This window comes from Bacteroides sp. D2 (assembly GCF_025147085.1).
Taxonomy (GTDB): domain Bacteria; phylum Bacteroidota; class Bacteroidia; order Bacteroidales; family Bacteroidaceae; genus Bacteroides.
In genome coordinates, this window is record NZ_CP102261.1 from 1,907,718 (window position 1) to 1,933,551 (window position 25,834).

General features: G+C 38.7%; 18 protein-coding genes. 13 read left to right on the forward strand and 5 right to left on the reverse strand.

All coding sequences use genetic code 11. The features are described from left to right. Positions 1 to 4: 4 nt before the first annotated feature. From NQ505_RS06450 to NQ505_RS06460, 3 genes are all read left to right on the forward strand, one after another. Positions 5 to 1,108, forward strand: a complete 1,104-nt coding sequence (locus NQ505_RS06450; RefSeq protein WP_009001087.1) for a glycoside hydrolase family 105 protein — start codon at positions 5 to 7, stop codon at positions 1,106 to 1,108. A 175-nt stretch (positions 1,109 to 1,283) separates the two neighbouring features. Then, positions 1,284 to 3,317: a hypothetical protein gene (locus NQ505_RS06455; protein WP_032854118.1), complete on the forward strand. Its 2,034-nt coding sequence runs from the start codon at positions 1,284 to 1,286 to the stop codon at positions 3,315 to 3,317. Between the two features lie 19 nt (positions 3,318 to 3,336). Further along, positions 3,337 to 4,728 (forward strand): FAD-dependent oxidoreductase, encoded by a 1,392-nt coding sequence (locus NQ505_RS06460; RefSeq protein ID WP_009001085.1) that lies wholly within the window; start codon positions 3,337 to 3,339, stop codon positions 4,726 to 4,728. 477 nt (positions 4,729 to 5,205) lie between these two features. Here NQ505_RS06460 and NQ505_RS06465 read toward each other — a convergent pair whose 3' ends face one another. The 5 genes from NQ505_RS06465 to xerD all read right to left on the reverse strand — a co-directional run bounded on the left by NQ505_RS06465 (position 5,206) and on the right by xerD (position 12,381). Next, positions 5,206 to 6,732 (reverse strand): sensor histidine kinase, encoded by a 1,527-nt coding sequence (locus NQ505_RS06465; RefSeq protein ID WP_369749095.1) that lies wholly within the window; start codon positions 6,730 to 6,732, stop codon positions 5,206 to 5,208. A gap of 124 nt (positions 6,733 to 6,856) precedes the next feature. Then, positions 6,857 to 8,395 carry a YifB family Mg chelatase-like AAA ATPase gene (locus tag NQ505_RS06470; protein ID WP_009001082.1) on the reverse strand — a complete coding sequence of 513 codons (1,539 nt, stop codon included), beginning with the start codon at positions 8,393 to 8,395 and terminating at the stop codon, positions 6,857 to 6,859. A gap of 13 nt (positions 8,396 to 8,408) precedes the next feature. Next, entirely contained in the window at positions 8,409 to 9,479 is a 1,071-nt protein-coding gene (locus NQ505_RS06475) for a TlpA disulfide reductase family protein (protein ID WP_009001081.1), read from the reverse strand. Between the two features lie 112 nt (positions 9,480 to 9,591). Then, positions 9,592 to 11,286 carry a tetratricopeptide repeat protein gene (locus NQ505_RS06480; protein ID WP_004323056.1) on the reverse strand — a complete coding sequence of 565 codons (1,695 nt, stop codon included), beginning with the start codon at positions 11,284 to 11,286 and terminating at the stop codon, positions 9,592 to 9,594. A gap of 135 nt (positions 11,287 to 11,421) precedes the next feature. Beyond that, positions 11,422 to 12,381 carry a site-specific tyrosine recombinase XerD gene (gene xerD, locus NQ505_RS06485; RefSeq protein ID WP_009001080.1) on the reverse strand — a complete coding sequence of 320 codons (960 nt, stop codon included), beginning with the start codon at positions 12,379 to 12,381 and terminating at the stop codon, positions 11,422 to 11,424. Between the two features lie 62 nt (positions 12,382 to 12,443). Here xerD and aroQ point away from each other — a divergent pair, with 62 nt between their 5' ends. The 10 genes from aroQ to NQ505_RS06535 all read left to right on the forward strand — a co-directional run bounded on the left by aroQ (position 12,444) and on the right by NQ505_RS06535 (position 25,765). After that, on the forward strand, positions 12,444 to 12,863 hold the full coding sequence (gene aroQ / locus NQ505_RS06490) for a type II 3-dehydroquinate dehydratase (protein WP_004311171.1): 420 nt from the start codon (positions 12,444 to 12,446) through the stop codon (positions 12,861 to 12,863). A 36-nt stretch (positions 12,864 to 12,899) separates the two neighbouring features. After that, positions 12,900 to 14,357, forward strand: coding sequence for a pyruvate kinase (pyk, locus tag NQ505_RS06495; RefSeq protein WP_004311172.1), 1,458 nt, complete (start codon positions 12,900 to 12,902; stop codon positions 14,355 to 14,357). A 20-nt stretch (positions 14,358 to 14,377) separates the two neighbouring features. Next, the gene (locus NQ505_RS06500) at positions 14,378 to 15,034 is read left to right on the forward strand and encodes an O-methyltransferase (RefSeq protein ID WP_004311173.1); all 657 of its coding nucleotides are present in this window, start codon (positions 14,378 to 14,380) and stop codon (positions 15,032 to 15,034) included. Between the two features lie 15 nt (positions 15,035 to 15,049). Then, entirely contained in the window at positions 15,050 to 15,382 is a 333-nt protein-coding gene (gene rbfA, locus NQ505_RS06505) for a 30S ribosome-binding factor RbfA (RefSeq protein WP_004296522.1), read from the forward strand. 17 nt (positions 15,383 to 15,399) lie between these two features. Next, a complete protein-coding gene (locus tag NQ505_RS06510) occupies positions 15,400 to 16,626 on the forward strand; it encodes an FtsX-like permease family protein (RefSeq protein WP_009001079.1) in 1,227 nt (408 codons plus the stop codon). Between the two features lie 145 nt (positions 16,627 to 16,771). Then, the gene (locus NQ505_RS06515) at positions 16,772 to 17,323 is read left to right on the forward strand and encodes an RNA polymerase sigma factor (protein ID WP_009001078.1); all 552 of its coding nucleotides are present in this window, start codon (positions 16,772 to 16,774) and stop codon (positions 17,321 to 17,323) included. Between the two features lie 152 nt (positions 17,324 to 17,475). Further along, positions 17,476 to 18,591, forward strand: a complete 1,116-nt coding sequence (locus NQ505_RS06520; protein WP_009001077.1) for a FecR family protein — start codon at positions 17,476 to 17,478, stop codon at positions 18,589 to 18,591. Positions 18,592 to 18,744: 153 nt separating this feature from the next. Continuing rightward, positions 18,745 to 22,134: a TonB-dependent receptor gene (locus tag NQ505_RS06525; protein ID WP_009001076.1), complete on the forward strand. Its 3,390-nt coding sequence runs from the start codon at positions 18,745 to 18,747 to the stop codon at positions 22,132 to 22,134. Between the two features lie 11 nt (positions 22,135 to 22,145). Further along, positions 22,146 to 24,092, forward strand: coding sequence for a RagB/SusD family nutrient uptake outer membrane protein (locus NQ505_RS06530; protein ID WP_009001075.1), 1,947 nt, complete (start codon positions 22,146 to 22,148; stop codon positions 24,090 to 24,092). A gap of 32 nt (positions 24,093 to 24,124) precedes the next feature. Further along, the gene (locus NQ505_RS06535; RefSeq protein WP_009001074.1) at positions 24,125 to 25,765 is read left to right on the forward strand and encodes a SusE domain-containing protein; all 1,641 of its coding nucleotides are present in this window, start codon (positions 24,125 to 24,127) and stop codon (positions 25,763 to 25,765) included. Positions 25,766 to 25,834: the final 69 nt, after the last annotated feature.

Below are 25,834 nucleotides of genomic sequence, written 5' to 3' on the forward strand. Positions count from 1 at the left end.
ATTTATGTATAAGAAGGTATTAATATTATTATTTTTTATTCCTTTTCAGTTATTGTTTGCTCAAAAAAGTATGTTGAAAGACTTTCCGGAAGGCTCTACTCCGGAGGAAATAGGTAAGCGATTGGCCTACCGTTTTCTGACAGAGAAACATGCACTCCATATCGGAAAATGGATTGGTTATCCGGAGACTTTTTATTGGAATGGAGCTTTGCGATATGCTTATCTTGCAAAAGATAAGGAACTTATCAATCGTTTGCAAGATAAGTTTGAACCTCTGTTTACCGAGGAGAAAGCGTTGCAACCTATTATGAATCATGTTGATGTGAATATGTTTGGCAGCTTGCCTCTTGAGTTATATCTTGTGACGAAAGATAAGAAATATTGGTATTTGGGGTTACCCTATGCTGATTCTCAATGGAAAGTGCCTGCAAATGCGAAACCGGAGGAAAAGGAATGGGCTGAAAAAGGATATTCCTGGCAAACACGTTTGTGGATTGATGATATGTATATGATTACAATCGTGCAGACTCGTGCTTATAAAGTGACGAAGGATAAAAAATATATTGATCGTGCAGCTAAAGAGATGGTGATGTATCTGGATGAGTTACAACGTCCGAACGGCCTTTTCTATCATGCCCCCGATGTACCTTATTATTGGGGACGTGGAAATGGCTGGATGGCTGCAGGAATGACGGAATTACTTCAGTGTCTGCCTAAAAATCACCAAGACCGTCCCCGTATCTTGGAAGGTTATCGGACGATGATGGAAAGTCTGAAGAAATATCAGAATCCGGAGGGCTTGTGGAATCAGTTGATTGACCAGTCTGACTGTTGGACTGAAACATCCGGATCGGCTATGTTTACTTTTGCTTTTATCAAGGGAGTTAAGAATGGATGGTTGAATGCAGAAGAATATGCTCCTGCTGCGCGTAAGGCGTGGATAGCTTTAGTGTCATATCTTAATGACAAAAATCAGGTGAGAGAGATTTGCGTGGGTACGAATAAGAAGAATAGTAAGCAGTATTATTATGACCGTCCACGCCGCACGGGTGATTATCATGGGCAGGGACCTTATCTGTGGTGTGCTGCCGCTCTAATGGAAAAATAATCGTTCCGGTATTGAGTAGTAGTTGAGGCTTTTGGAGGATATTTCTATTGATTTGGATAATTTTTTTTATTTATAGCCCAATTTGTTTTATCCAATGTGAGGGATGTTCCATAACTTTGGCTCAACAATTTAGTACAAACGGAATCAGACAGGCTGATTCGCAATCATGTTTTATATGAGTTTGAAATATTTACTTTGTGGGATAGCTTTTGTGGCATGTGCCACTATTGTTGAGGCTTTTGATAATGTGCCGGAATCGATTTCTGCATCTATTTCTTTGAAGGTACCAGGAAATGGAGCGAAACACTATCCATTGACTTTTCAGAAATCGCAGAATAATAATGGCACTTATTATTTGGAGAATTCGGAAAAGATGCCGTTGACTGTGTCTCAAAATATAGTAACTGGTAATGATGGATTACGTATTAGTGTGTCTATCACTGCATTGGAAGATATATATTTTAATTACAATCAACAGATGGCAACCGGCTTCCGTCATGATGACTGCCTGTTCTATATGCCGGGGTTTTGGTATCGACGTAATCTGCGTTCACCCAAAGAGGCTCCTTCATTTCATACATCAGATAGTTGGATTGTGAGCGAAGACAGGTTAAGCGCACCTCTCACCGGGATTTTCTGTGAGAAGAAACAACGTTTTATGACTGTCAACAGACTGGATAAATTTGTAAATAACACGTTGGCTACTCATCGCGAAGGTGAGGTTATTCTTTCGGATAAGACTTCTTTAGGGTATACTGGATTTGAAAATAAGGACGGGGTTGCTACTCTTTCTTTCGGCTTTCCCTATCGGGAGGCTCCTAAAAGTTATATCCGTAAATTGACATTAGCTCCGGCTGTAACGGCTTATCAGCATCTTAAAAAAGGGGAGACGATTTTGTTGACTTGGCAAATTACTGAAGGTGAAGCCGAAGACTATTCTGATTTTGTGCGCCATACTTGGGAATATTGTTATGATACATATTCTCCCAAGCCTGTTGACACTCCCTATTCAATTGAATATATGAAGCAGACTCTTAGCCAATTCTTCGTAAGTAGTTTTGTAGATAAATATCCGTTGGTATATAATTCGGGTATACATCTTAGAACAGATGCATGTACAAGTAATGGGCAGGCAGAAGTCGGTTTTATAGGGCGTGTTCTTCTGAATGCATTCAATGCCTGGGAATATGGTTGGGAATGTAACCGGGAGGATTTGAAGGCTAATAGTACTAAAATCTTTGATAGTTACCTGAAGAATGGTTTCACAGAGGCAGGCTTTTTCAAGGAATCGGTAAATTATGACAAAAACTTTGAGGATCCTGTTCATAGTATCCGTCGTCAATCGGAAGGACTTTATGCAATTTTTCATTTCCTGGCTTATGAAAAAGAAAAAGGTCGTAAGCATCCGGAATGGGAACAGCGATTGAAGAACATGTTGAACATGTTTCTGCAATTGCAAAATGCTGATGGTAGTTTTCCACGAAAGTTCCGTGATGACTTCTCGATTGTAGATAAAAGCGGAGGAAGTACTCCTTCGGCTACATTACCTTTAGTCATGGGATATAAATACTTTAAGGATAAACGTTACTTGGATAGTGCTAAGCGGACTGCGGATTATTTGGAAAAAGAACTGATTTCTAAGGCCGATTATTTCTCGTCTACTCTTGATGCGAATTGCGAAGATAAAGAAGCGTCACTTTATGCTGCAACTGCTACTTATTATCTTTCATTGGTTACTAAGGGAGAGGAACATAAACATTATGCTGACCTGACAAAGCAAGCCGCTTATTTTGCATTATCGTGGTATTATTTGTGGGATGTTCCTTTTGCTCCCGGACAGATGCTGGGTGATATTGGTCTGAAAACACGTGGCTGGGGAAATGTTTCGGTAGAAAATAATCATATCGATGTGTTTGTATTTGAATTTGCCGATGTACTTCGTTGGTTATCGAACGAATATAAAGAATCCCGTTTCTCGAACTTCGCAGAAGTGATTTCAACCTCTATGCGGCAGTTATTGCCTTATGAAGGACACATGTGTGGCATTGCCAAAGTGGGTTACTATCCGGAAGTTGTTCAACATACCAGTTGGGATTACGGAAAGAATGGCAAAGGATATTATAATGACATTTTCGCACCCGGATGGACTGTTGCTTCTTTATGGGAATTATTTACTCCTGGGCGTGCCGAGATTTTTATGGAAAGGTAATATAATAAATTAATTTGTAATGACATCTAGAAGAGATTTTCTTAAAAAAGCTGGGTTGATTTCTGCTGCTTTTGCAGTTCCCGCTCTTAATGTGAATGGAAATACCACACAATCCAAAATGCGTTTGAAGAATACCAAGATTGCGGTGGATGATCGGTGGGATGTTATTGTAATTGGTGGAGGACCTGCCGGGTGTACTGCTGCGATTTCTGCAGCCCGGGAGGGAGCTAAGACTTTGCTGATTGAGGCAATGGGACAACTTGGCGGTATGGGAACAGCAGGTATGGTTCCGGCATGGTGTCCGTTCTCCGATGGTGAAAAGATTATTTATAGAGGTCTGGCAGAAAAAATATTCGAGGCATCGAGAAAAGGAGTTCCTCATGAGAGAAAGCAGAAACTGAATTGGGTGAACATAAATCCCGAATACCTGATGCAGGTTTACGATCGGATGGTCGCTGAATCGGGGGCAAAAGTCCTTTTCTTCTCGAGGGTTGCTGCTGTTGAGATGTCAGCTGATGATACGGTAGATGCTATCATTGTAGCAAATAAATCCGGGCTTGTTGCGTTCAAAGCAAAAGTATTTATTGATGCGACGGGAGATGGAGATGTGGCTACTTGGGCAGGTGCTTCATTTAAAAAGGGAGGTGAGGATGGTGTACTGCAAAGTTCTACTTTGTGCTTCTCGTTTGCCAATGTCGATAGTTATAACTACAATCTCATAGGTCCTTCATTGCATACGAGTAACAAAAATAGCCCTATCTTTGACGCGATTAAGTCCGGGAAATATCCATTGATAGGCAGACATTTCAATAGTAATCTGATCGGTCCGGATGTGGTACAATTCAATGCAGGACACATTGATAATGTTGATTCGACCGACCCATGGGCTACTACGCGGGCGATGGCTACCGGTAGACAAATCGCTGAACAATACTTGGAGGCACTGAAAGAACTTCAGCCTAAAACTTTTGGTAGTGCTTTTGTTGTAAAGACTGCCTCCTTGTTGGGGGTTAGAGATAGTCGTCGGATTGAAGGGGATTATACGTTTACTTTCCAAGATTGGCTGGAGCGTAAAACATTTGAAGATGAGATCGGACGTAATTGTTACTATATTGATGTTCATAAACCGGGGCATAAAGAGACGCGTTACAAAAAAGGCGAATCTCATGGAATTCCTTATCGTTGTTTGACTCCTAAAGGTCTGAAGAATCTATTGACCGCCGGACGCTGTATTTCTACTGATGAAGAAGCTTTTGGAAGCTTGCGAGTGATGCCACCTTGTCTGGTGACGGGGGAAGCTGCCGGAATGGCTGCGGTACATGCTATCAAACAGACAAAGAATGACGTTCATAAAATTGATACTGTTCATTTGCGTAAAAGATTAAAAGAGGAGGGACAATACTTCTTATAAATGTATAAAGGAGGAATTTAATGGGATATACCTCTTGACAAATGCTTTTAAATGTTGTATCTTTATAGTCTGAAAAAGAACCTGAACTTTGTAAATAATAGATAAAAGAGTATGAAATTAGTGACTTGAATGGTATGATATGATAACAAATTAAGAGAATAGTTCTAGTATGTGCTAGGAATAGCGGGCTAGATATAAGCAAAAAGGCTGCAGATTTTATGAAATTTGCAGCCTTTTTGTCGTAAAAAATAGAAATATAAAGTTGGAAATCGACTGTTGGAGTTTTTAATAAACTTGAATACCGTTTATAATAAACTACTCAAAAGTTTATTATAAATGTGATATGCGTTTATATATAAATCTGTCCATATTTTTGTATGCTCCTAAACAGCGGCTTGGAACATTCTCTATCGAAGGTAACTATAATAAACAAATCGAAAAGTAATCTAATGATACAAAGTATTCCTTATGCAAAATTCACACGTGAAGTTCCAGTATAAAGCGAGCTCCTTTTGTATAGCCTGTATCTAGCGTCAGACTTCCATTCATCTTTGTGGCAATAAGTGAACAGATTGGTAACCCTAGTCCGTCTCCAGTGGTGAGGTCTTTTACTTCCGTAAAAGGCTTGAAGAGATTTTCCTGTTGTTCTGCCGGAATGCCAGTTCCTGTATCCGTCACGATAAACTGATGAGTATGTGCACCACGTTTTTTGAATTCAAGGCTGATACGTCCTTGTTCGGTGTAGAAGGCTGCATTTTTCAGTAAATAGAGAAGGATACGTTCCAGTTGCTCCTTGTTTGTCTTTACCTGAAGTTTGGGAGCGTTGACTGAAGGAGTAACATCTATTTTTATATGCTCCTTAACCTTATCCATTACATTTTCGCAGAAAGTCCCTACGTTAATTTCTCCTAGTTCATAGAGCTCGGTTAATGAGTTCTCCAAAGAAGACAATTCCTGAATGTCATCACTGAATTTCTTCAGAGCTGCGACTTGTCCCTGCATCTGGCTTGCTTCTTGAGGAGCTTTCTGTGAAAGTTCATTCGCAGAAGTAGTCAATGTATTCAGGGTAGGTTCCATCTGTGAGGATATATTCTGTATGAATTTGGTTTTTAATTCATTGTGTTCATTGGCAATCTTCACGCTTTTCTTCAATTTGCGATTGCCGGCAATAAATTTCAGTAATATGGCAGCCAGTATTACCAGTCCGGCTACGAGGATGACCACAAGAATACACAGACCTATAATAATATACTGCTTGGCTGATAGTGTGTCGTCTTTTTCTTGTATGGTCAATAGACTTTCGTCATATTTTCTTTTCAGTACATTCAGTTCGTCTTGAGCTGTCAGCGCTTTCACAGAATCTGTCCAAACGATGTAGCTTTCATAGGTACGTTCCATCAATGGGGCGTTATTGGCTCTACGGGCGATATCGATAAGGTTCTTGTAGCAATCATTCACTTTGGCATAGTCTTTCTTTTCTTTATATTGGTTGAGCAGTTTACGGAAACAGGCATCGCCTTGTGTATTCTGGTTAAAAGTATAATAATAGTTGGCTTTTGTATATAGCAAAACCTCTGTTAATGAGTCATTCTTGGCAAGGTTAGCGGTTTCTTCCAATTTATTCAGCTGTGTTTTTGCCTGTGCTGGATTTTTAAGTGCCGTGTACATCCGCAACCGCTCCTTGTTCACGAGGAAGCGGAGGTCATAAAAGACTTTCTTCTGATTTTGTTCTCCGGTCCATATAAGTTGATCCATGTCACGACAAAGTTCGAAACCTTCTTTGTAAAAGTTCTCTCTGACGTATAAAGCATTGGCCTGAACACCACATTCTATCGCCTGTGGATAGTTTCCGCGGGTTGCAAATGCTTCGTATGCTTTTTTGAATAAGTAACGCGCTTTGATGTAATCTTTTTGATTGAGGCTACTTTGTGCTTGTTCTTTTAATTCTGTGGCTCTGTCTCGGGGAGTTTGAGCATAAGTCATTATACTCAAACAAAATGTCATTAAAATAGCTATTATCGATTTTCTCATATTAGAATTTATTTATTTGTTACAAATGTAAAACAAATATATGAAAAAAGATAGTGCTGATGATGAAATAATTCTCTTCTGTTTCTATTCATTGTTATTATCCAGCCCAGTTCTCTCTGTCGAGATTCCGATAACTGATAGCCTCTGCCAAATGATTGGGGAGTATTTGTTCTGCTCCTTCCAAATCGGCGATTGTACGGGCAACTTTTAAAATTCGGTCGTAGGCTCGGGCCGATAAATTGAGTCGTTCCATTGCATTTTTTAGCAATGCGAGTCCTTTGGCATCCGGTTGAGCATACATTGCAAGCAGTTTGCTGTTCATTTGTGCATTGCAATAAATTCCGGTATATTCAGTGTATCGTTTTTCCTGCATTTGACGGGCTTTTATCACTCGTTGCCTGATGAGATTGCTCGATTCTCCCTGCCTTTGATCGGAAATCTTATCAAAGGGTACAGGTACAATCTCTATCTGAATGTCGATGCGATCTAATAATGGACCGGATATCTTATTCAAGTACTTTTGAACCTGTCCGGGGCTGCATACGCATGTTTTTGTCGGATGATTGTAATATCCACAGGGGCATGGGTTCATGGATGCAATCAGCATCAGATTGGCAGGATAGCTGATAGTACTTTTGATGCGTGAAATAGTGATCTGGCGGTCTTCCAATGGTTGGCGCAACACTTCCAGCACTCCTCGGTTGAATTCCGGCAATTCATCTAAGAAAAGTACCCCATTATGTGCCAGACTGATTTCTCCGGGTTGTGGAAAACTACCTCCGCCAACCATCGCCACCTGGGAAATTGTGTGGTGAGGGTCGCGGAATGGGCGTTGGGAAATCAATGATGAACCGCGTTTCAGTTGTCCGGCAACTGAATGTATCTTGGTGGTTTCCAGACTTTCACCCAGTGAAAGAGGAGGAAGAATGGAAGGAAGACGTTTGGCCATCATCGATTTACCGCTACCCGGAGCACCTACCATTATTAAATTATGTCCTCCGGCTGCTGCAACTTCTAGTGCCCTTTTTACATTCTCTTGCCCTTTAACGTCTGCAAAATCCAAGTCACAGTTCGTCTGTTGTTGATAGAATTCTTCCCGTGTATTAACAACAGTCGGCTCTAATTCGCGTTCATTATTGAAGAATTCGATGACCTCCTTGATATTACTGACTCCGTATACTTTTAATTGATTGACAACGGCAGCTTCCCGTGCGTTTTGTTGGGGGATGATTAGTCCTTCGAAACCATCTTCGCGCGCTTTGATAGCAATGGGAAGCGCACCTTTGATAGGTTGTATACTTCCGTCCAGACTTAGTTCGCCCATTAACAAATAGCGGGAAAACTTCTCGGAAGAGATTGTTTCGTTAGCTCCTAACAATCCGATGGCAAGAGGCAAGTCATAAGCTGAACCCTCTTTTCGGATGTCGGCTGGTGCCATATTAACTACTATATTGCTAGTGGGCATTTTATAGCCATTTACCAGCAATGCGGAAATAATACGTTGATGGCTTTCTTTGACCGCAGAATCCGGAAGGCCGACGAGATAGAACATACAGCCGCGCGAGCTGTTGACTTCGATTGTGATGAGTGTTGCATCAATCCCTTGAACAGCCGCTCCGAATACTTTAATTAACACGTTTGATTACTAGTTATTTTTTCTTCTTATTGTCTTGTTTTTCCTTTTCTTCAGCAGCAGTGACTACTTCCTCAATTTTCTTCTTCAATTGTTCTCCTTTGAGGTTTTTCGCGAGAATCTTACCGTCTGCCGACAGAAGAATGTTGCTGGGAACTTGCTTGATGGCGTATTGTTTGGCTACTTCGGAATTTAGTCCGCCAAAATCACAGACTTGTTCCCAATTGAGCGTATCACGTTTTATAGCATCCTGCCATTCTTGTTTATCCATGTCAAGGGAGATACCGAGCATGGCTATATGTTTGTTTTTCTTATATTTCTGATAGATCTCTTTTAACTCGGTATTGCTTTGGTGATTGGAAATGCTATCTCCCCATAAAGCCCAAAAGTTGATTAACAGGTTCTTTTTCTTGAAATCTTCTGATGACCGGGTAATTTTCTCTCCTTTTATATTAGATAGACTGAAGAAGGGGGCATATTTGCCTGTCTCTGTTTTCTCTGACAGCGAGATGGCTTCATTGAGTTGTTCGATATACAGCTTGTCTTGCAATATTCCTGTCATGACTTCAATTAGCTTCTTTATTTTGTTGAAATCGGGCGAATCTTTCTGAACAAAGTATTTATCCAACAAGTAGAGGCTGACAAAAGAAGAATGATGCTTCATGATGAATTCTTCAGCTTTTTGCTCTAAATCTTTCTCGGATGGGGTAGGCAGGCTATTTAGTTCTTTCTGAAAGGTTGTAAACTCTTCATTATATATATTACCATTGATATCCAGATATTCCGGGTGATTGATATCTCCTTTTATTTTGATCTGATTTCCTTTGTCAAGGAAGATTGGATATTCTGTCTGATTGTCAATAAGTAAAAAGGCAGAAGTAATGGTGTCTATTGAAGCTGTATAAGAGAATTTATCGTTCTTCGCGAAAATGGTATCTATCCGGTCGAATGATTCGTCCATTCCATACAGATAAAGCGTATCTGTGCCCAGACCTTTGATCTCCCCGGTTATGCTAACCTTCTTTGAAGATTTACCACAACTGCATAGACAAATGATTATGAGGATTAAAATGCTACTCTTTTTCATTGCTTTGATTTCTTTTCTGCGAAAGTACGGTTTTTACAGATAAAAAAAAAGAATTGCCCGTCATTTATAATGACAGGCAATTCTTAATATTTAAAATAGAGTGGTAATTCTCTTATTTAATGATGTTCATGAAATCTGCATTTGTGAAGAATTTAGCAAATTCCAAGTCAGTAGCTGCTTTCTTAGCTAATGAAGAATCTTTAGCAACTGCGCTCTTCAAGCTGCTTGTTACCATAGAAGAATTATTAGTTCTAGCACCTAAAACTGCCATCAGGTAGTCAGTGTAAGCATCAGGTCTTTCTACGTTAGCCAACGTATTTTTAGCTTTATTGTAGTCCTTAGCAAGGATTTGAGCCAAAGCAGCACTGTTAGTCTTAGAGTCACCGAATGAGTTTACTGCTCTTTCGTATTGACCTTGAGCGATGTATAGGTTACCCATAGATTCGCCAAGTTCTTTTGTGCCGGCAGCTTTACCGAAGTATGCTTCTGCAGCAGCTTTGTCACCCTTCATCAAAGAGATCAAACCTAAGTTCATGTTAACTTCAGGAGTAGCATTAACGCTGGCAGCTTTCTTGAAGTAAGATTCTGCTTTGTCAATGTTACCAGCCTGGTAAGCTAATTTACCTAAGTTGTTGTAACCACGGTAATCGTTCGGGAACTGTTTGGTAGCTTGAGTGTAGATAACTTCTTGCTTAGCAGGATCGCTAGTCAGTGTAGCAGCATACAGCAATTCTTCTACGTTCAGTTCAGAAGGATTAGAAGAAGCCAACTTAGCGATTTCTTCGTCAGACTTACCGATGATTTCATAGTTCAAAGTCAAACGAGAACGACGCAATTGAGGAAGAATAGTGTTAGCCAATTCTTTGTATACAGCAGAGATGTTCTTGATTTCGCTTTCTCTTTGAGCAGGATCTTGGTACATTGCAATAACGCGGAGAATCAACTCTTTGTCTTGGATGTTAGATTTAGAAACCAGTTCTTGGAAACCTTCCCAGTCCTGTGCAGTGTATTTAGCATCGATCGGAGCATCGATTTTTGCTTTCTTCAGGTCTTTGCTCAACATCTTAGTTGTGTTGCCTTCACGGTTTTCAGCAAGAGTAGTATTCAAGCTTACACCACCATCAGGAGAAGCGTATGCAGAAACTTCGATGTTGCTGATCTTCTTGTTAGCAGCTTCGTTAACGTTAGCTACTTCTTTGTTGAATTCTTTAGCAGTCTTCAATTCGCTGGAACGAATGTTAGCTTGTTGGATCAAGAACATGATGTTGGCATCGTGTTTTTCTTTGATGATACGTTGGAAAGCGTCTTCGCCCAATGCAGGGTTAGCGTTACCTAATGTATTGTTTACTAATTCAGAAGTAGAGATTACACCGTCAGCTATTTTCACAGCAGGAATAGTCACCACTTTCTTACCGATAGTAGCTTTGAATTCCAGATACAATTCTGACTTAGCCATTTCAGGAACATAGTCAAAAGAAGTTTTCATCGTGTAGCTACCGCCCATCTTGTAAGAGATAGTCTGGTCGTTACCTTCCACTTTTTCACCTTGGAAAGTAGCTGGTTGGCCTTTAGCTTCGCCGCCATTCCATTTCAAAACCGGAGTAACTTCTACAACCGCTTTTTTGTTGAAATACTTTTCAGGAAATTTACCATTGATGGTCGCAGGAACTTTACCACCTACTGCCTCCAGCACTTGCGGAGTAACAGTGAAGTAATCAGCTGACAATTCACCCATTTTTTTGCTGCAAGAAGAGAATAATGCAACAACCATTGCCATGAGTAAAGGCAAGTACAACTTCTTAGTCATTTTAGGTATAAATTAAATGTTTGTAATTGAAATATCGTCAATTTGCCAACCTCCTTCTGCTCACACAGAAAAAGTAACGCAAAGATATTAATTCTTAATATAATTATATAGATAAGGGGGCGATTTTATCATAATTTAATGAAATAACTCCTCTTTTTCTTTCCTATACTTGATATTTCGTGGGTGATGCTCGATAATCTCACTACGAAGCATATTGCGGTCGATGTGGGTATAGATTTCCGTTGTCGCAATGGATTCATGTCCGAGCATACATTGAATGGCTCTCAAATTAGCTCCACCTTCCAGTAAATGAGTGGCAAAGGAGTGCCGGAAAGTGTGCGGACTGATGTTTTTGGTAATGCCCGCTTTTTGTGCTAATTCTTTTATCATATGAAAGATCATAATTCGGGAAAGACCTTTGCCTCTCCGCTGACTGACGAAAACGAAATCCTCATGCCCTTTTTTCACTTCAATCTGGTTACGGTCTGTGATGTAAAGCTTTATTTCATTAATGGCCCGGGGGGAGATCGGTACGAGTCGTTGTTTGCTTCCTTTTCCTTCTACTTTGATAAAGCCTTCATCAAAATAGAGGTCAGATAGTTTAAGGGTGATAAGTTCTGATACCCGAAGTCCGCAGCTGTATAGTGTTTCTAAAATAGCTCTGTTTCGCTGTCCTTCAGCTTTGCTGCGGTCGACGGCGGAGATAATCCGGTCAATTTCCTCCACAGTCAGTACTTCGGGAAGTTTGAAACCTATTTTAGGGCCTTCTAATAGTTCACTGGGATCTGCTTCCAGATAGTTTTCGAGGATGAGGAAACGGAAAAATGATTTGATTCCTGATAAGATGCGGGCTTGTGAACGGGGATGAATACCGATGTCATGTAATCCGGCCGCAAAACGTTGAAGATCGGACAGGCATACGTCCAATACGTTAATCCCTTCCAATGTCAGAAAGCTCATCAGTTTGTCCAGATCCGTCAGATAGGCATCCAGCGTATTAAGAGATAAGGACTTTTCCAGTTTGAGATACTGCTGATACTTCCTGATTATCAGCTCTTGTTGTTCCTTCTTATGCTTTTTTTCGTTGATTTCCATTTCTTTTTTCTACCTTTGCACATTCTTTCAGATACAAAGGTATAAAAAAACAGGATTGCGCGATGAAGATACAAATTATTAATGGCCCGAATATTAATCTGTTGGGTAAGCGTGAACCTTCCATTTACGGAAGCGTTACATTTGAAGATTACTTGGCTGATCTTCGCAAAAGATACGTTGACGTGGAGATCGACTATTTTCAATCGAACATCGAGGGAGAAATGATAGACTGCATACAGCAGGTGGGATTTGATGTGGATGGTATAATCTTGAATGCAGGTGCGTATACACATACTTCCATAGCTTTGCAGGATGCTATTCGTTCTGTGACATCTCCGGTGATTGAGGTGCATATTTCCAATGTGCATAGTCGCGAGTCTTTCCGGCACGTATCGATGATTGCTTGTGCTTGTAAAGGAGTGATTTGTGGCTTTGGGCTAAATTCGTACCGTTTGGCTTTGGAGGCTTTATTGGATAGATAATAAATAAGGTAATAATATATAATAGGTAGAAAGACTATGTTATTGAAACAGACTAAGATTGTGGCTTCCATCTCGGATAGACGTTGTGATGTGGATTTTATAAAACAGTTGTTTGAAGCTGGGATGAATGTAGTGCGTATGAATACAGCGCATGCTAGCCGTGAAGGTTTTGAAGCTTTGATTGCAAATGTACGTGCTGTGTCCAACCGTATTGCGATTTTGATGGATACAAAAGGTCCGGAAGTTCGTACGACGGCTAATGCAGAGCCGATTCCATATAAAATAGGAGAGAAAGTAAAGATTGTAGGTAATCCGGATTTGGAAACAACTCGTGAATGTATTGCTGTTTCATATCCGAACTTTGTGTCTGACCTGAATATCGGTGGTACGATTCTGATTGATGATGGCGATCTGGAACTGGAAGTTATTGATAAGACGGATGGTTATTTGCTGTGTGAAGTTAAGAACGATGCTACTTTGGGAAGCCGTAAAAGCGTAAATGTCCCGGGTGTTCGCATCAATCTTCCTTCATTAACGGAAAAAGACCGTAACAATATTCTTTATGCTATCGAAAAGGATATTGATTTTATCGCTCACTCTTTCGTGCGCAACCGTCAGGATGTACTTGACATACGTGAAATTCTGGATGCACATAATAGTGATATTAAGATTATTGCTAAGATTGAGAATCAGGAAGGGGTGGATAATATCGATGAAATTCTGGAAGTGGCAGATGGCGTAATGGTTGCCCGTGGTGACTTGGGTATCGAAGTGCCTCAAGAACGTATTCCGGGAATCCAGCGTGTATTGATTCGCAAGTGTATTCTGGCAAAGAAGCCGGTAATCGTTGCTACTCAAATGCTCCATACAATGATAAATAATCCTCGTCCGACTCGTGCGGAAGTGACTGATATTGCCAATGCAATCTACTATCGTACAGATGCTTTGATGTTGAGCGGAGAAACCGCTTATGGTAAGTATCCGGTAGAAGCGGTGAAAACAATGACTAAAGTTGCGGCTCAGGCAGAAAAAGATAAACTGGAAGAAAATGATATCCGTATTCCGTTAGATGAGAATAGTAATGATGTTACGGCGTTCCTTGCTAAACAAGCAGTAAAAGCTACTTCTAAGCTAAAAATACGTGCTATTATCACTGATAGTTATAGCGGACGCACTGCTCGTAACCTGGCTGCTTTCCGTGGAAAGTATCCAGTGCTGGCTATCTGCTATAAAGAAAAGACAATGCGTCATTTGGCTTTGTCTTATGGTGTGGAAGCTATCTATATGCCGGAATTGGCTAACGGACAGCAATATTACTTTGCGGCATTGCGCCGTCTGTTGAAAGAAGGCCGTTTGCAGCCTTCCGATATGGTAGGATATTTGAGTAGTGGTAAGGCAGGAACAAAGACCTCATTCCTCGAAATTAATGTAGTGGAAGATGCTTTGAAGCATGCAGAGGAGACTGTATTACCTAACAACAACCGTTATCTTTAATTTTTAAAGAGGTAAGTTTTATGCAGGAAACCGAATCGATAGACGAATATATTTTGCAGCATATTGATCCCGAGAGCGATTACTTGAAATCGCTCTATCGGGATACGCATGTAAAGCTCCTTCGTCCTCGTATGGCTTCCGGGCATTTGCAGGGACGGATGCTGAAGATGTTTGTAGAAATGATTCAGCCTCGTCAGATATTGGAAATCGGAACGTATAGCGGCTATTCTGCCCTTTGTTTGGCGGAAGGTCTGCCGGAAGGTGGACTGTTGCATACGTTTGAGATCAATGATGAACAAGAGGACTTTACCCGTCCATGGTTGGAGAAATCACCGTTTGCCGATAAAATTCGTTTTTATATAGGTGATGCTTTAGAACTTGTTCCGCGTTTAGGTGTTACTTTTGATATGGCTTTTATTGATGGCGATAAACGTAAGTATATTGAATACTACGAGATGACATTGGCGTATCTTTCCGAAGGCGGATATATCATTGCTGATAATACTTTGTGGGACGGACATGTGCTTGAACAGCCTCGTAATACGGACGCTCAAACAATTGGTATTAAAGCCTTTAATGATTTGGTAGCACAAGATGTGCGAGTGGAAAAAGTAATACTTCCTTTGCGTGACGGATTAACGATCATAAGGAAGAAAATAGTAAGTAGTAAATCGTAAAACAGTAAATAACTTATGGAAACAACCAGACAGAATAAGATATCTCGCCTGTTGCAGAAAGAGCTAAGTGAGATATTCCTGCTTCAAACAAAGTCCATGCCGGGTACATTGGTCTCTGTTAGCGCAGTTCGCATTAGTCCTGATATGAGTATTGCCCGTGTCTACCTCAGTGTTTTTCCTTCAGAGAAAGCAGAAGAGATGGTGAAAAATATCAATAACAATATGAAATCCATTCGTTATGAGCTTGGGACTCGTGTACGTCACCAGCTACGTATCATTCCTGAACTGAAATTCTTCGTGGATGATTCATTGGATTATATTGAGAAAATAGATTCATTGCTGAAGTGAAATAACTCATTGCAGAGGTGAACTTCCCTTTTTATATAGCCAGGCGTTATCTTTTCTCAAAAAAAAAGCATAACGCTATTAATATCATATCCGGTATTTCCGTATGTGGGGTAGCCCTTGCTACACTTGCTTTGGTTTGCACTCTTTCCGTTTTTAATGGTTTTCAGGATATGGTCGCTAGCTTTTTTACGGCTTTTGACCCGCAATTGAAAATAACAGTTCGTGAAGGAAAAGTCTTTGATGCGCAGGATAAACGGATTCGCGCTGTTTGTGCACTTCCTGAAGTGGAGGTGTTTACAGAAACACTTGAAGAAAATGCAATGGTGCAATACAAGGATCGGCAAGCTATGGTTGTATTGAAAGGTGTGGAGGATAACTTTGAAGAACTGACTGCTATAGACAGTATACTCTATGGCGCAGGTGAATTTGTTCTTCATGACTCTATTGTGAACTACGGGGTCATGGGAGTGGAACTGGTTGCGACTTTGGGTACAGGTTTGGAATTTGTTGATCCTCTTCAGGTTTATCTACCCAAGCGGAATGCCAAAGTGAACATGGCAAATCCCGGAGCTTCTTTTAATCGTGATTACCTGTATTCTCCGGGTGTCGTATTTGTTGTGAATCAGCAAGAATATGACGGGAAATATATTTTGACTTCTCTCGATTTCCTCCGTGAGCTTCTGGATTATACAACAGAAGTCTCTGCGATGGAATTGAAATTGAAAACTAATGTAAATATTTCATCTGTACAATCCAAAATTGAAAATATATTAGGTGATGATTTTGTAGTTCAAAACCGTTATCAGCAGCAGGCAGATGTTTTCCGTATTATGGAGATAGAGAAATTAATCTCTTATTTGTTTCTCACTTTTATCTTAATGATAGCCTGTTTCAATGTAATTGGTTCCCTTTCTATGCTAATTCTGGATAAGAAAGACGATGTAGTGACTTTGCGAAGTCTTGGAGCCAGCGATAAACTTATTTCTCGGATATTCCTTTTTGAAGGTCGTTTAATTTCTCTTTTCGGTGCTATTTCCGGTATTGTTTTAGGATTAATCCTATGTTTTATCCAACAGAAATTCGGTATAATTTCATTGGGAGGCGGTGGTGGTACTTTTGTTGTAGACGCCTATCCTGTCAGTGTTCACGCTTGGGATATCGTACTAATTTTTATCACAGTTTTAGCAGTTGGTTTTCTCTCTGTATGGTATCCTGTACGTTATTTAAGTAAGAGACTTTTATAGTTAAATGGTAATGTTCTTATTATAGCCACTTTTCTATAATTGATAACTTTTAATTCCTTTTTGTGGTGTTTTATTTTTATATTTGGTATGATACTGCTATATTTGGCTCAATTTTGTTAATTGAAAATAATCTATAAATACTTCTGTGAAACTTGAGAATAATGAAATAAGTAGAATAGTAGACGGTGATGAAATTGCTTTCAACCGTTTTATGGAGCATTATTCTTCGCGTTTATATCACTATACATTTGCGTTACTTGGTCAAAAAGAGTCGGCTGAAGAGATTGTGAGTGATGTTTTTTTTGAAGTTTGGAAAAATAGAAAAAGTCTGGCTGAAATTGGCAATATGAATGCTTGGATCCAGACAATAACCTATCGAAAAGCGATTTCTTTTTTGAGGAAGGAGACTGGAAAGTATGAATTGTCATTTGATGATATCGAAGATTTTACTTTTGAGCCGGTTCAGTCTCCAGCCGAAGAGATGATTAGTATGGAAGAAATGGCTAAAATTAATGATGCTATTCAACAACTTCCTCCCAAGTGTAAACATGTCTTTTTCTTAGCAAAAATAGATGGTCTGCCCTATAAAGACATTGCAGAAATGTTGAATATATCTGTGAAGACTATCAATAACCATATTGCTTTTGCGTTAGATGAAATTTCTAAAAGATTGAATATAAAATCTCGTAAGAACTAATCCTTTTAACTCTCTGTTTATTAGTATTTTGCTTCTTGTATAACTAACTGCTTCTATTTATTCTCTAAGAAAAATGAAAAAAAAATATTTTTGACTAGGAGATTTTTTCTTTAGTTGCGTCTTTATCTATAGAACAACATTAAAAAAGGATTATGAGCTTGAAAGAATACCATCGTCTCGCAGATTTGTTTAGTAAATTGAATTCTCAACAAAAAATTGAGGATGATTTTACTTCTATGCCTGATGGTGAGAGATTGAGATTCTTTTGGGAAAATTGTACGCAGGAAAAGATTGATCCATCTTATATTGTAGAGAGGACTCGACAAAAGATGCGAAAAGATGCTATGAAGCGCAGGAAGAAATACTTCTTAGTTGCTTCAGCTTCTATTGCAGCTTCTTTCTTGATTTGTTTTTCTACAATTTATTTTTTGAGTCAAAATGGGACTACTAATTTAGACTTTCAGGCTATTGCCGAAGAAATGGATAGCCGTTCTGTTCAGGAAGTGACTCTTATTACTTCCAAAGAGCAGCTTAATTTAGATGAAAATGCTTTCATTAAGTATTCAAAAGAAGGAAAGGTTGCTGTTAATTCGCAAGTAATAAAGGAGAAAGAAGAAAAAATTAAAGAAGAGCAAGAATATAACCAATTGCTTGTTCCTGCTGGAAAAAGGGCGAGAGTTGAGTTGTCTGATGGGACTCGATTGATAGTTAATTCTCAATCAAAAGTGATTTATCCTCGTCGTTTTGAAGGGGATATTCGTAAAATTTATGCTCAAGGAGAGGTTTTTCTGGAAGTTGCACATGATAAGAAGCATCCTTTTATAGTGGAGTCTGATGATTTTAAACTGCAGGTGTTAGGTACGAAATTTAATATTTCGAATTATAAAGGAGGGGCAACTAATATTGTATTGGTAGAGGGTGCGGTAGAAGTTACCGATAAGAATGAAAAGAAAGCACGTTTGAATCCTAATGATTTGTTGAATATAGCTAATGGTACAATTGCTTATCAAAAGCAGGTCGATGTAGCAGAATATATTAGTTGGGTAGAGGGAATAATGCTATTGAACGGTAATGATTTGTCGCAAATTATTCAAAGGTTAAGCATTTATTATGGCATACCTATTCAATGTGATCCAATTATTGGTAAAGAAAAAGTGTATGGGAAATTAGATTTGAAAGATGATATAGATGAAGTGATTGAATGCATTCAGCAAACCCTGCCATTCACGATCGAAAAAAGTGATACTAGTATATATTTAAATAAATAATTTTTTTAATTAATCTTTTAAACATGTTTGCCTATGAAGAACAGACAACCATAATGACACAAAAAAATCGGATAAATATTGCCGTATTTACCCGATAGTAATTCCTTAGTTAAATCAATAAATCCAAAATTGTTAACCTAAAAAGAAATTTTTATGGTAAAGAAAACTATTTTTTTACACTTAAAGAAAAGACTTAAGCTTTTTTGCATTATAAACGTCTTTTTTATGATTCCATTTTCTTCATTCGGTACTAATTCTATTAGTTGGAATTCCGAAGAAGATCTATTCTCAGTACAGTATGAGAATGCTACAGTTAAAGATATCTTAGATTATATCGAAAAACATAGTAAGTATATTTTTATTTACTCTGCCAATGTTCAGAAAAATCTGAATAATAAAGTCTCCATTTCAGTTTCCAATAAGAAAATAGATGCTGTATTAAAAGAGTTGTTCTCAGAGATAGGACTGAATTATAAGATGTCGGGAAGACAAATCACTATTTCTGTACCGGATGCTCCTAAAATACAGCAAACTACACAACAAAAGGGTATTAAGGTAACAGGTAACGTTTCAGATGAAAAAGGTGAGCCTTTGATTGGTGTAACAATCATTCTGAAAAATGATTCTACAGTACATGCATTGACAGACATGAATGGTAATTATAGTATTACTGTTCCTGAAAGAAAGTCTGTGCTTTCTTTCCGTTATATTGGTTTTGTTCCTAAAGAAGAGGTGGTTAATAACCGGAAGGTTGTTAATGTACAAATGGTAGAAGATGTTGGTCAATTAGATGAGGTTGTAGTAGTGGCCTATGGCGCACAAAAGAAAGAGTCTGTTGTTGGTTCTATCACGACGATTGAACCTGCTAAGTTAAAAGTTTCTACAACTCGTTCAATAAGTAATAATCTGGCTGGTACAGTTGCCGGTGTATTAGCTGTGCAACGTTCTGGTGAACCGGGATATGATAACTCTTCTTTCTGGATTCGTGGTATTAGTACATTCCAGGATGCTGGACAAAACCCATTGGTTTTGATTGATGGTATAGAACGTGATTTGAATAATATTGATCCTGAAGAGATAGAATCTTTTTCAGTATTGAAAGATGCTGCTGCGAGTGCTGTTTATGGAGTACGAGGAGCTAATGGTGTTATTTTAATTAATACGAAACGTGGACAAGTTGGCAAACCTCGTGTGACTGTAAAGGCTGAATTTGCAGCTACACAACCAGTTAAACTTCCTGAGTATTTAGGCGCAGCAGATTATATGCAGGTCTTGGATGATATTTTGATAGATACAGGGCAACAAGCTAAGTATACGGATCGTATTGCAAAAACTCGTGCAGGTTATGATCCTGATTTATATCCAGACGTGAATTGGATGGATGCAATTGCAAATGATTATGCTTCGAATCAGCGTGTAACAGTAAATATTTCTGGTGGTACAGAGACATTACGTTATTCTTTTGTTGCTGCTGCGTATAATGAACGTGGTATTTTGAAACGTGATAAAAGCTATGATTGGGATCCTACTATTAAATTGCAGCGTTATAACGTGCGTTCTAATGTGGATTTGAAATTGAGTCCTACTACGCAATTACGTTTTAATATTGGTGGATATTTGCAAGATAGAAATTCTACAACGAAAGATATATCTCAGATTTTCCAGAAAGCGTTCGTTGCTGTTCCTCATGCTTTTCCTGCACAGTATTCCAGTGGTCAAATACCGACAACAGAGGAGCCAAACGTTTGGGCATGGGCTACTCAAAGTGGATATAAAAGAAGAAGTGACAGTAAGATTGAAACACTGTTTTCGGTAGAACAAGATTTGAAATTCTTCCTTCCCGGATTGAAAGTAAAAGGAACATTCTCATTTGACAGGTTTTCTTCGGGTACTGTTTCCCGTGGAAAGACGCCAGATTACTATGTACCTGCTACAGGACGTGATGATGAAGGTAACTTGATTATAGCATCAAAATCCAATGGCACTAATTTCTTGGATTATTCAAAAAGCGGTGACTATGGAAATAAGAGTGTATATATGGAGGCTACTTTGTCTTATGACCGTACATTCGCTGATAAACATTCCGTTGCTGCAATGCTATTGTTTAATCGTCGTAATTATGATGATGGAAGTAAGTTGCCATACCGTAATCAAGGGTTGGCAGGACGTGCGTCTTATACCTATGCAGGCAAATATGTAGGTGAATTTAATTTTGGCTATAATGGTTCTGAAAATTTTGCCAAAGGCAAACGTTATGGCTTTTTCCCTTCAGGAGCAATTGGTTGGATTGTATCGGAAGAGGCATTTATGCAACCATTGCGTAAGGTCATATCTAAATTGAAATTACGTGCGTCTTATGGTCAGGTAGGTAATGCTAATTTAGGTGGACGCCGATTTGCATACCTTTCTACAATTACCGATGACTATGATACATTAAACATGTATAAATGGGGATTGGATAGCAGCTATGGCTTGACTGGTATGGCTGAAGGTGAGTTTGCAGTACAAGATTTGACATGGGAGATTGTTAATAAGATGAATTTGGGGGTTGAGCTAGGCTTCCTAAATGGTATGATTGATTTGCAATTAGATTATTTCGATGAACGTCGTAAAGATATATTTATGCCACGTGAGTCTGTTCCGATGACAGCTGGATTTATGAAGCAGCCTTGGAAGAATTTTGGAAAAGTGACTAATCAGGGTGTAGAGGTTTCTTTAAATGTTAATAAACAGTTTGGCAAAGACTTATTTGTCAGCTTAATGGGGACATTTACCTATGCTCATAATGAAATAACAGAAAAGGATGAACCTAGTGCAGTAGTTGGTACTAACCGTGCTGAAACAGGACATCCGGTAGGACAATTAACTGGCTATATAGCAGAAGGTTTATTTACAGAAGACGATTTTGAAGATGTAAGTACAGGTAAACTGAAAAAAGGAATTCCGACTCAAAGTTTTGTAAGTAAATTACGTCCGGGAGATATCAGATACAGGGATGTCAATGGTGATGGTAAAGTGGACGTATTTGATAAATCTCCAATTGGAGGAACAAAAGATCCGGAGATAGTATATGGCTTTGGACTGAATATGAAATATAAGAATTTAGATTTTGGGGCTCTCTTTCAAGGGATAGGTCGTAGTTGGAATATATTAGGATCAAGTATTATTCCGGGTGCTAATAGAGGAGTAACAGGCAATATGTTTACTAATGCAAATGATCGTTGGACTGTAGACAACCCAAGTCAGAATGTATTTTATCCGCGTTTGGATGATGGTATAAATAGTAATAATAACCAACCATCTACATGGTGGCTGCGGAATATGAGTTTCTTACGTTTAAAAAACATTGAACTCGGTTACTCTTTACCAAAGAGTTTGTGGAGAAATACTACAGTTATATCAGGCATTCGTCTTTTCGTGAGAGGAACAAATCTTTTGACATTCTCAAAATTTGATTTGTGGGATCCGGAAGTCGAAAATACTACAGGGGCTGCGTACCCAATTATGAAATCGTTATCTGCAGGTTTTGAAATTAAATTCTAATAATAGCGCATATGAAAAATAGCATATTAAAATTTATAGTACTAAGTATTATTACGACATTTGCTTTTTCTTCTTGTTCTGATTATCTGGATAAGCAACCAGATGACCAGTTGGACTTAGAATCAGTATTTGAGAATAAAAAGAATATGGAACGTTGGCTGGCATATATTTATCGCGGCCTACCTGAATATTATACTTATGATGGTCCCGATGCCATAGCTGATGAACTGATTCCTTCGGTTGGTTGGGAAGCGCAAGGATTTAAAGCCATTCAATATCAAAAAGGTAACTGGACAGCAGACAATCCCGGGGTAATTACTTATTGGAATACTTATCCAAAATATATCCGTTCTGCTTATTTGTTTATTAAACATGCTCACCCATTGGAGGCTGTACCGGCTGAAGAAGTAGACTTTATGAAAGCTGAATGCCGTTTCTTTATAGCTTATTATAATTCTATGATGGCTATAGCTTATGGTTCAGTTCCTATTATTCGCGAGGCTAGTGAAAGTACTTCGGCTGATGATCTGATGTTGAAACAAGAGCCGTTTTATAATGTAATTGATTGGGCAGATCAAGAAATGTTAGAAGCTTCTAAACAATTGCCTGCAACTCAAACTGAAGATAAGAAATATGGCCGTGTGACTTCTGTTGGATGCTTGGCAATGCGTGCACGTATGTTATTGTTTGCTGCAAGTGATTTGGTGAATGGTAATCCCGCATTGGCGAATATAAAAAATATCGATGGAACTCCTATTTTTAATTCTGCACATGATCCGGAACGTTGGAAAAGGGCAGTGGATGCTTGTAAGTTGGTTATAGATGAAGCAGAAGCGGCAGGATATCATTTGCATTATGAATATTTGGATAACGGTGATATTGATCCTTTTCTTTCTTATCAGAATGCAGTCATGAAGAGATGGAATGAAGCCAATAGAGAATTACTGTTTGTCCGTACAATGGATTCTGGTGGATGGTATGATAAAAACTGTATCCCGCGCGGTTTGGGTATTAATGGAGTGGGAGCGATCGGAATAACTCAATCTTTGGTTGATGCTTTTTTTATGAGAAACGGTCAAAGACCTATTGTAGGCTATAATTCGGATGGTTCTCCTAAAATTAACCCTGATGCTAATTATTCAGAGGCAGGTTTTAGTACGCAAAAAGAGACTTATTCTACAAAATGGCAGTATGGTTCCTCGGAAGGAGATCGTAATAAAGATGAAAATGTAGTTGTAGATGCCAATACATATAAAATGTATTGTGACCGGGAACCTCGTTTTTACATTTCAGTATTACATAATGAACAATGGCATATTGGTGGTAAGAGAAATACTGATTTTTATATGGATGGTAAAGATGGTGGTCCTTCTCATGACGCTCCATGGAGTGGTTATCTGGTACGTAAGAGGGTGGACCCATCTGCAAACCCTAAAGAAGGCAGTGGAGATTACAAGAATCGCCATGGTGCATTATGTCGTTTAGCAGAGGTATATTTAAGTTATGCTGAGGCGTTAAATGAATATAGCATTGAGAAGGGGACTTATACTGCTAATCAAAAAGAGATTTTGAGATATGTCAATTTGATTCGTGAGCGTGCGGGTATTCCCGAATATAGTGTTTCATCTGAAGAAGGAAAGATAACAGCTCCATCAGATCCTGTAGAAATGCGTGAGTTAATTCGTCAGGAAAGGCGCGTGGAATTAAATTGTGAATCTGGACTTCGTTTCAATGATCTGCGTCGCTGGAAATTAGCCGAGAATGTATTGGACGGTGATTTTTATGGTATGAATGCTTATATTAAAGTATCCGATGCAGACTATAGAAATAAATATTATACTCGTACTGTATATCAGACACGTAAGTTTATAAGTTATTGGTGGCCTATTCCACAGGATGATATTGATAAGAATTGGAATTTGGTACAAACTCCTGATTGGACGGTCGGGAACCAATAAATAGTTATAATATTAATATATTGAATATAGATATGAAAAACGGATATATATTTAAGAAGAACCTTTTACGGTTCTTCTTCCTGACACTTGCTTCGTGTTTCATGGTAGCATGCAATGATGATGACGATGCTACTAATTTGCTCGATGATCGTACAAGTTTAGTTCTTACTCCTTCTGATTATGAAATAGAACTTAAAGAAGATACTCCGGATGAGGTTGCATTGACGTTAAACTGGACGGAAGCTGCTCCAATAGGCACTGACTATTACATTTCCTATCTTTATAAAATGGATCTGGGAAATAACAGTTTTGGAACAAACACAATGATAAGAGAGTATATTGATGATGATTTTTCTAAAAGTTATACTCATAAAGAATTGCAGAATTTATTGGTGTCAAAGTGGAAACAGCATCCAGGTGATTTAGTAAAGTTACAAGCCCGTATTATCGGTTCTGTAGAAGGACCTAAGTTTGTAAAACCAGAAGTTTCTACAGTTACTATAAAAGTAAAGATGTATTCTGAAAAGACTTTTGTTGCAGATCATCTTTATATGTCAGGAACAGCTGTTAATGGCGAAGATATTGAAATCTTGCCAATGGAAAGTCAACCAAAGCGTTATGTTTCCATTTGTGACTTGAAGGCAGGTAATCTTCACTTCCCGATTGTTTGGAAAGATGAAAATAAGATTAATGCCATTTCACCAGTTGCTGCAGAACAACAGGTTACTGATGGAGCAATGGAAGCTAAAATTAAGGGGATAGATAATGCTGGATATTGGGTTATTCCTGAAGATGGACAGTATCGTGTAGTGGTAGATTTTGAAGCACGTACCGTTACTATAGGTTTGGCTAGCAATTTTATAGAAGCTGATAAGATTTATATTGCTGGAACTTGTGTTAGTGAAGATGTAGAGATGACTCGCACTATAGAGGATGAAAATCAATATGCGTTCCACGCAGAACTGCAAGAAGGTACTATTTATTTCCCAATCTTGTTTAATGGACAGAAAGATATGGCTATTGCTCCGGAAGAATCGGGAGATTTTACCGATGGTACAGCAATGAATATCTCAACAATGAGCCCGGAAGCAGCTGCACTTGCTTATCATTGGAATATTAAGACTGCAGGTGTTTATCGTATTGTGATTAATATAAATACTAAGAAAATTACCATTTACTCCCCCGAAACAGATCCTAAACCAATGGTTGTTACGTGGACATGGAACAATAATACGGTGACTACTACTATTGAAAGAGTCTTTATTTGGGGACCATACGATGGATGGGCTAAAGATGGCACTGGTGATACAGGATTCACGATGGCTCATTCTATGGCACCTAGTTTGGCAAATCCTTATTTGTTTATATACAAAGGGGAGGAGTTACCCAGAAAGAATTCCATTAAAGATAAAGATGGAAATGCACATCCGGGTGGATTGAATTTTAAAGTTGGACCGCAAAGTGCCGGTTGCTATACCTTTGGCTCAACAGCAGATGCCATCAGAGGATCTTATGATGGTTGTCTTGATATTGCAGAGAGTGACTACAATCAAAAGCAGACTGTAGTCGGAGGTCAAGCTAACAATCGCTATGCATTCTTTAGTGTACCTGTAGGAGTTAATTACATAGAATTAAATATTAAAGAACTGACAGTATTCTTTGATAAGAGATAATCAAACAGGATAAAATTAAGAGTGCTATATCAATCTTGTGATTTTTATATGGATAAAGAGAACAATGAT

Excerpts from the sequence above, each read along its gene's own strand:
- NQ505_RS06535 (WP_009001074.1), top strand. The coding sequence starts at position 24,125 with ATGAAAAACGGATATATATTTAAGAAGAACCTTTTACGGTTCTTCTTC.
- NQ505_RS06460 (WP_009001085.1), top strand. The coding sequence starts at position 3,337 with ATGACATCTAGAAGAGATTTTCTTAAAAAAGCTGGGTTGATTTCTGCT.
- NQ505_RS06465 (WP_369749095.1), bottom strand. The coding sequence starts at position 6,732 with ATGACATTTTGTTTGAGTATAATGACTTATGCTCAAACTCCCCGAGAC.
- NQ505_RS06525 (WP_009001076.1), top strand. The coding sequence starts at position 18,745 with ATGGTAAAGAAAACTATTTTTTTACACTTAAAGAAAAGACTTAAGCTT.
- NQ505_RS06520 (WP_009001077.1), top strand. The coding sequence starts at position 17,476 with ATGAGCTTGAAAGAATACCATCGTCTCGCAGATTTGTTTAGTAAATTG.
- rbfA (WP_004296522.1), top strand. The coding sequence starts at position 15,050 with ATGGAAACAACCAGACAGAATAAGATATCTCGCCTGTTGCAGAAAGAG.
- NQ505_RS06475 (WP_009001081.1), bottom strand. The coding sequence starts at position 9,479 with ATGAAAAAGAGTAGCATTTTAATCCTCATAATCATTTGTCTATGCAGT.
- NQ505_RS06450 (WP_009001087.1), top strand. The coding sequence starts at position 5 with ATGTATAAGAAGGTATTAATATTATTATTTTTTATTCCTTTTCAGTTA.
- xerD (WP_009001080.1), bottom strand. The coding sequence starts at position 12,381 with ATGGAAATCAACGAAAAAAAGCATAAGAAGGAACAACAAGAGCTGATA.
- NQ505_RS06455 (WP_032854118.1), top strand. The coding sequence starts at position 1,284 with ATGAGTTTGAAATATTTACTTTGTGGGATAGCTTTTGTGGCATGTGCC.
- NQ505_RS06530 (WP_009001075.1), top strand. The coding sequence starts at position 22,146 with ATGAAAAATAGCATATTAAAATTTATAGTACTAAGTATTATTACGACA.
- aroQ (WP_004311171.1), top strand. The coding sequence starts at position 12,444 with ATGAAGATACAAATTATTAATGGCCCGAATATTAATCTGTTGGGTAAG.
- pyk (WP_004311172.1), top strand. The coding sequence starts at position 12,900 with ATGTTATTGAAACAGACTAAGATTGTGGCTTCCATCTCGGATAGACGT.
- NQ505_RS06500 (WP_004311173.1), top strand. The coding sequence starts at position 14,378 with ATGCAGGAAACCGAATCGATAGACGAATATATTTTGCAGCATATTGAT.
- NQ505_RS06480 (WP_004323056.1), bottom strand. The coding sequence starts at position 11,286 with ATGACTAAGAAGTTGTACTTGCCTTTACTCATGGCAATGGTTGTTGCA.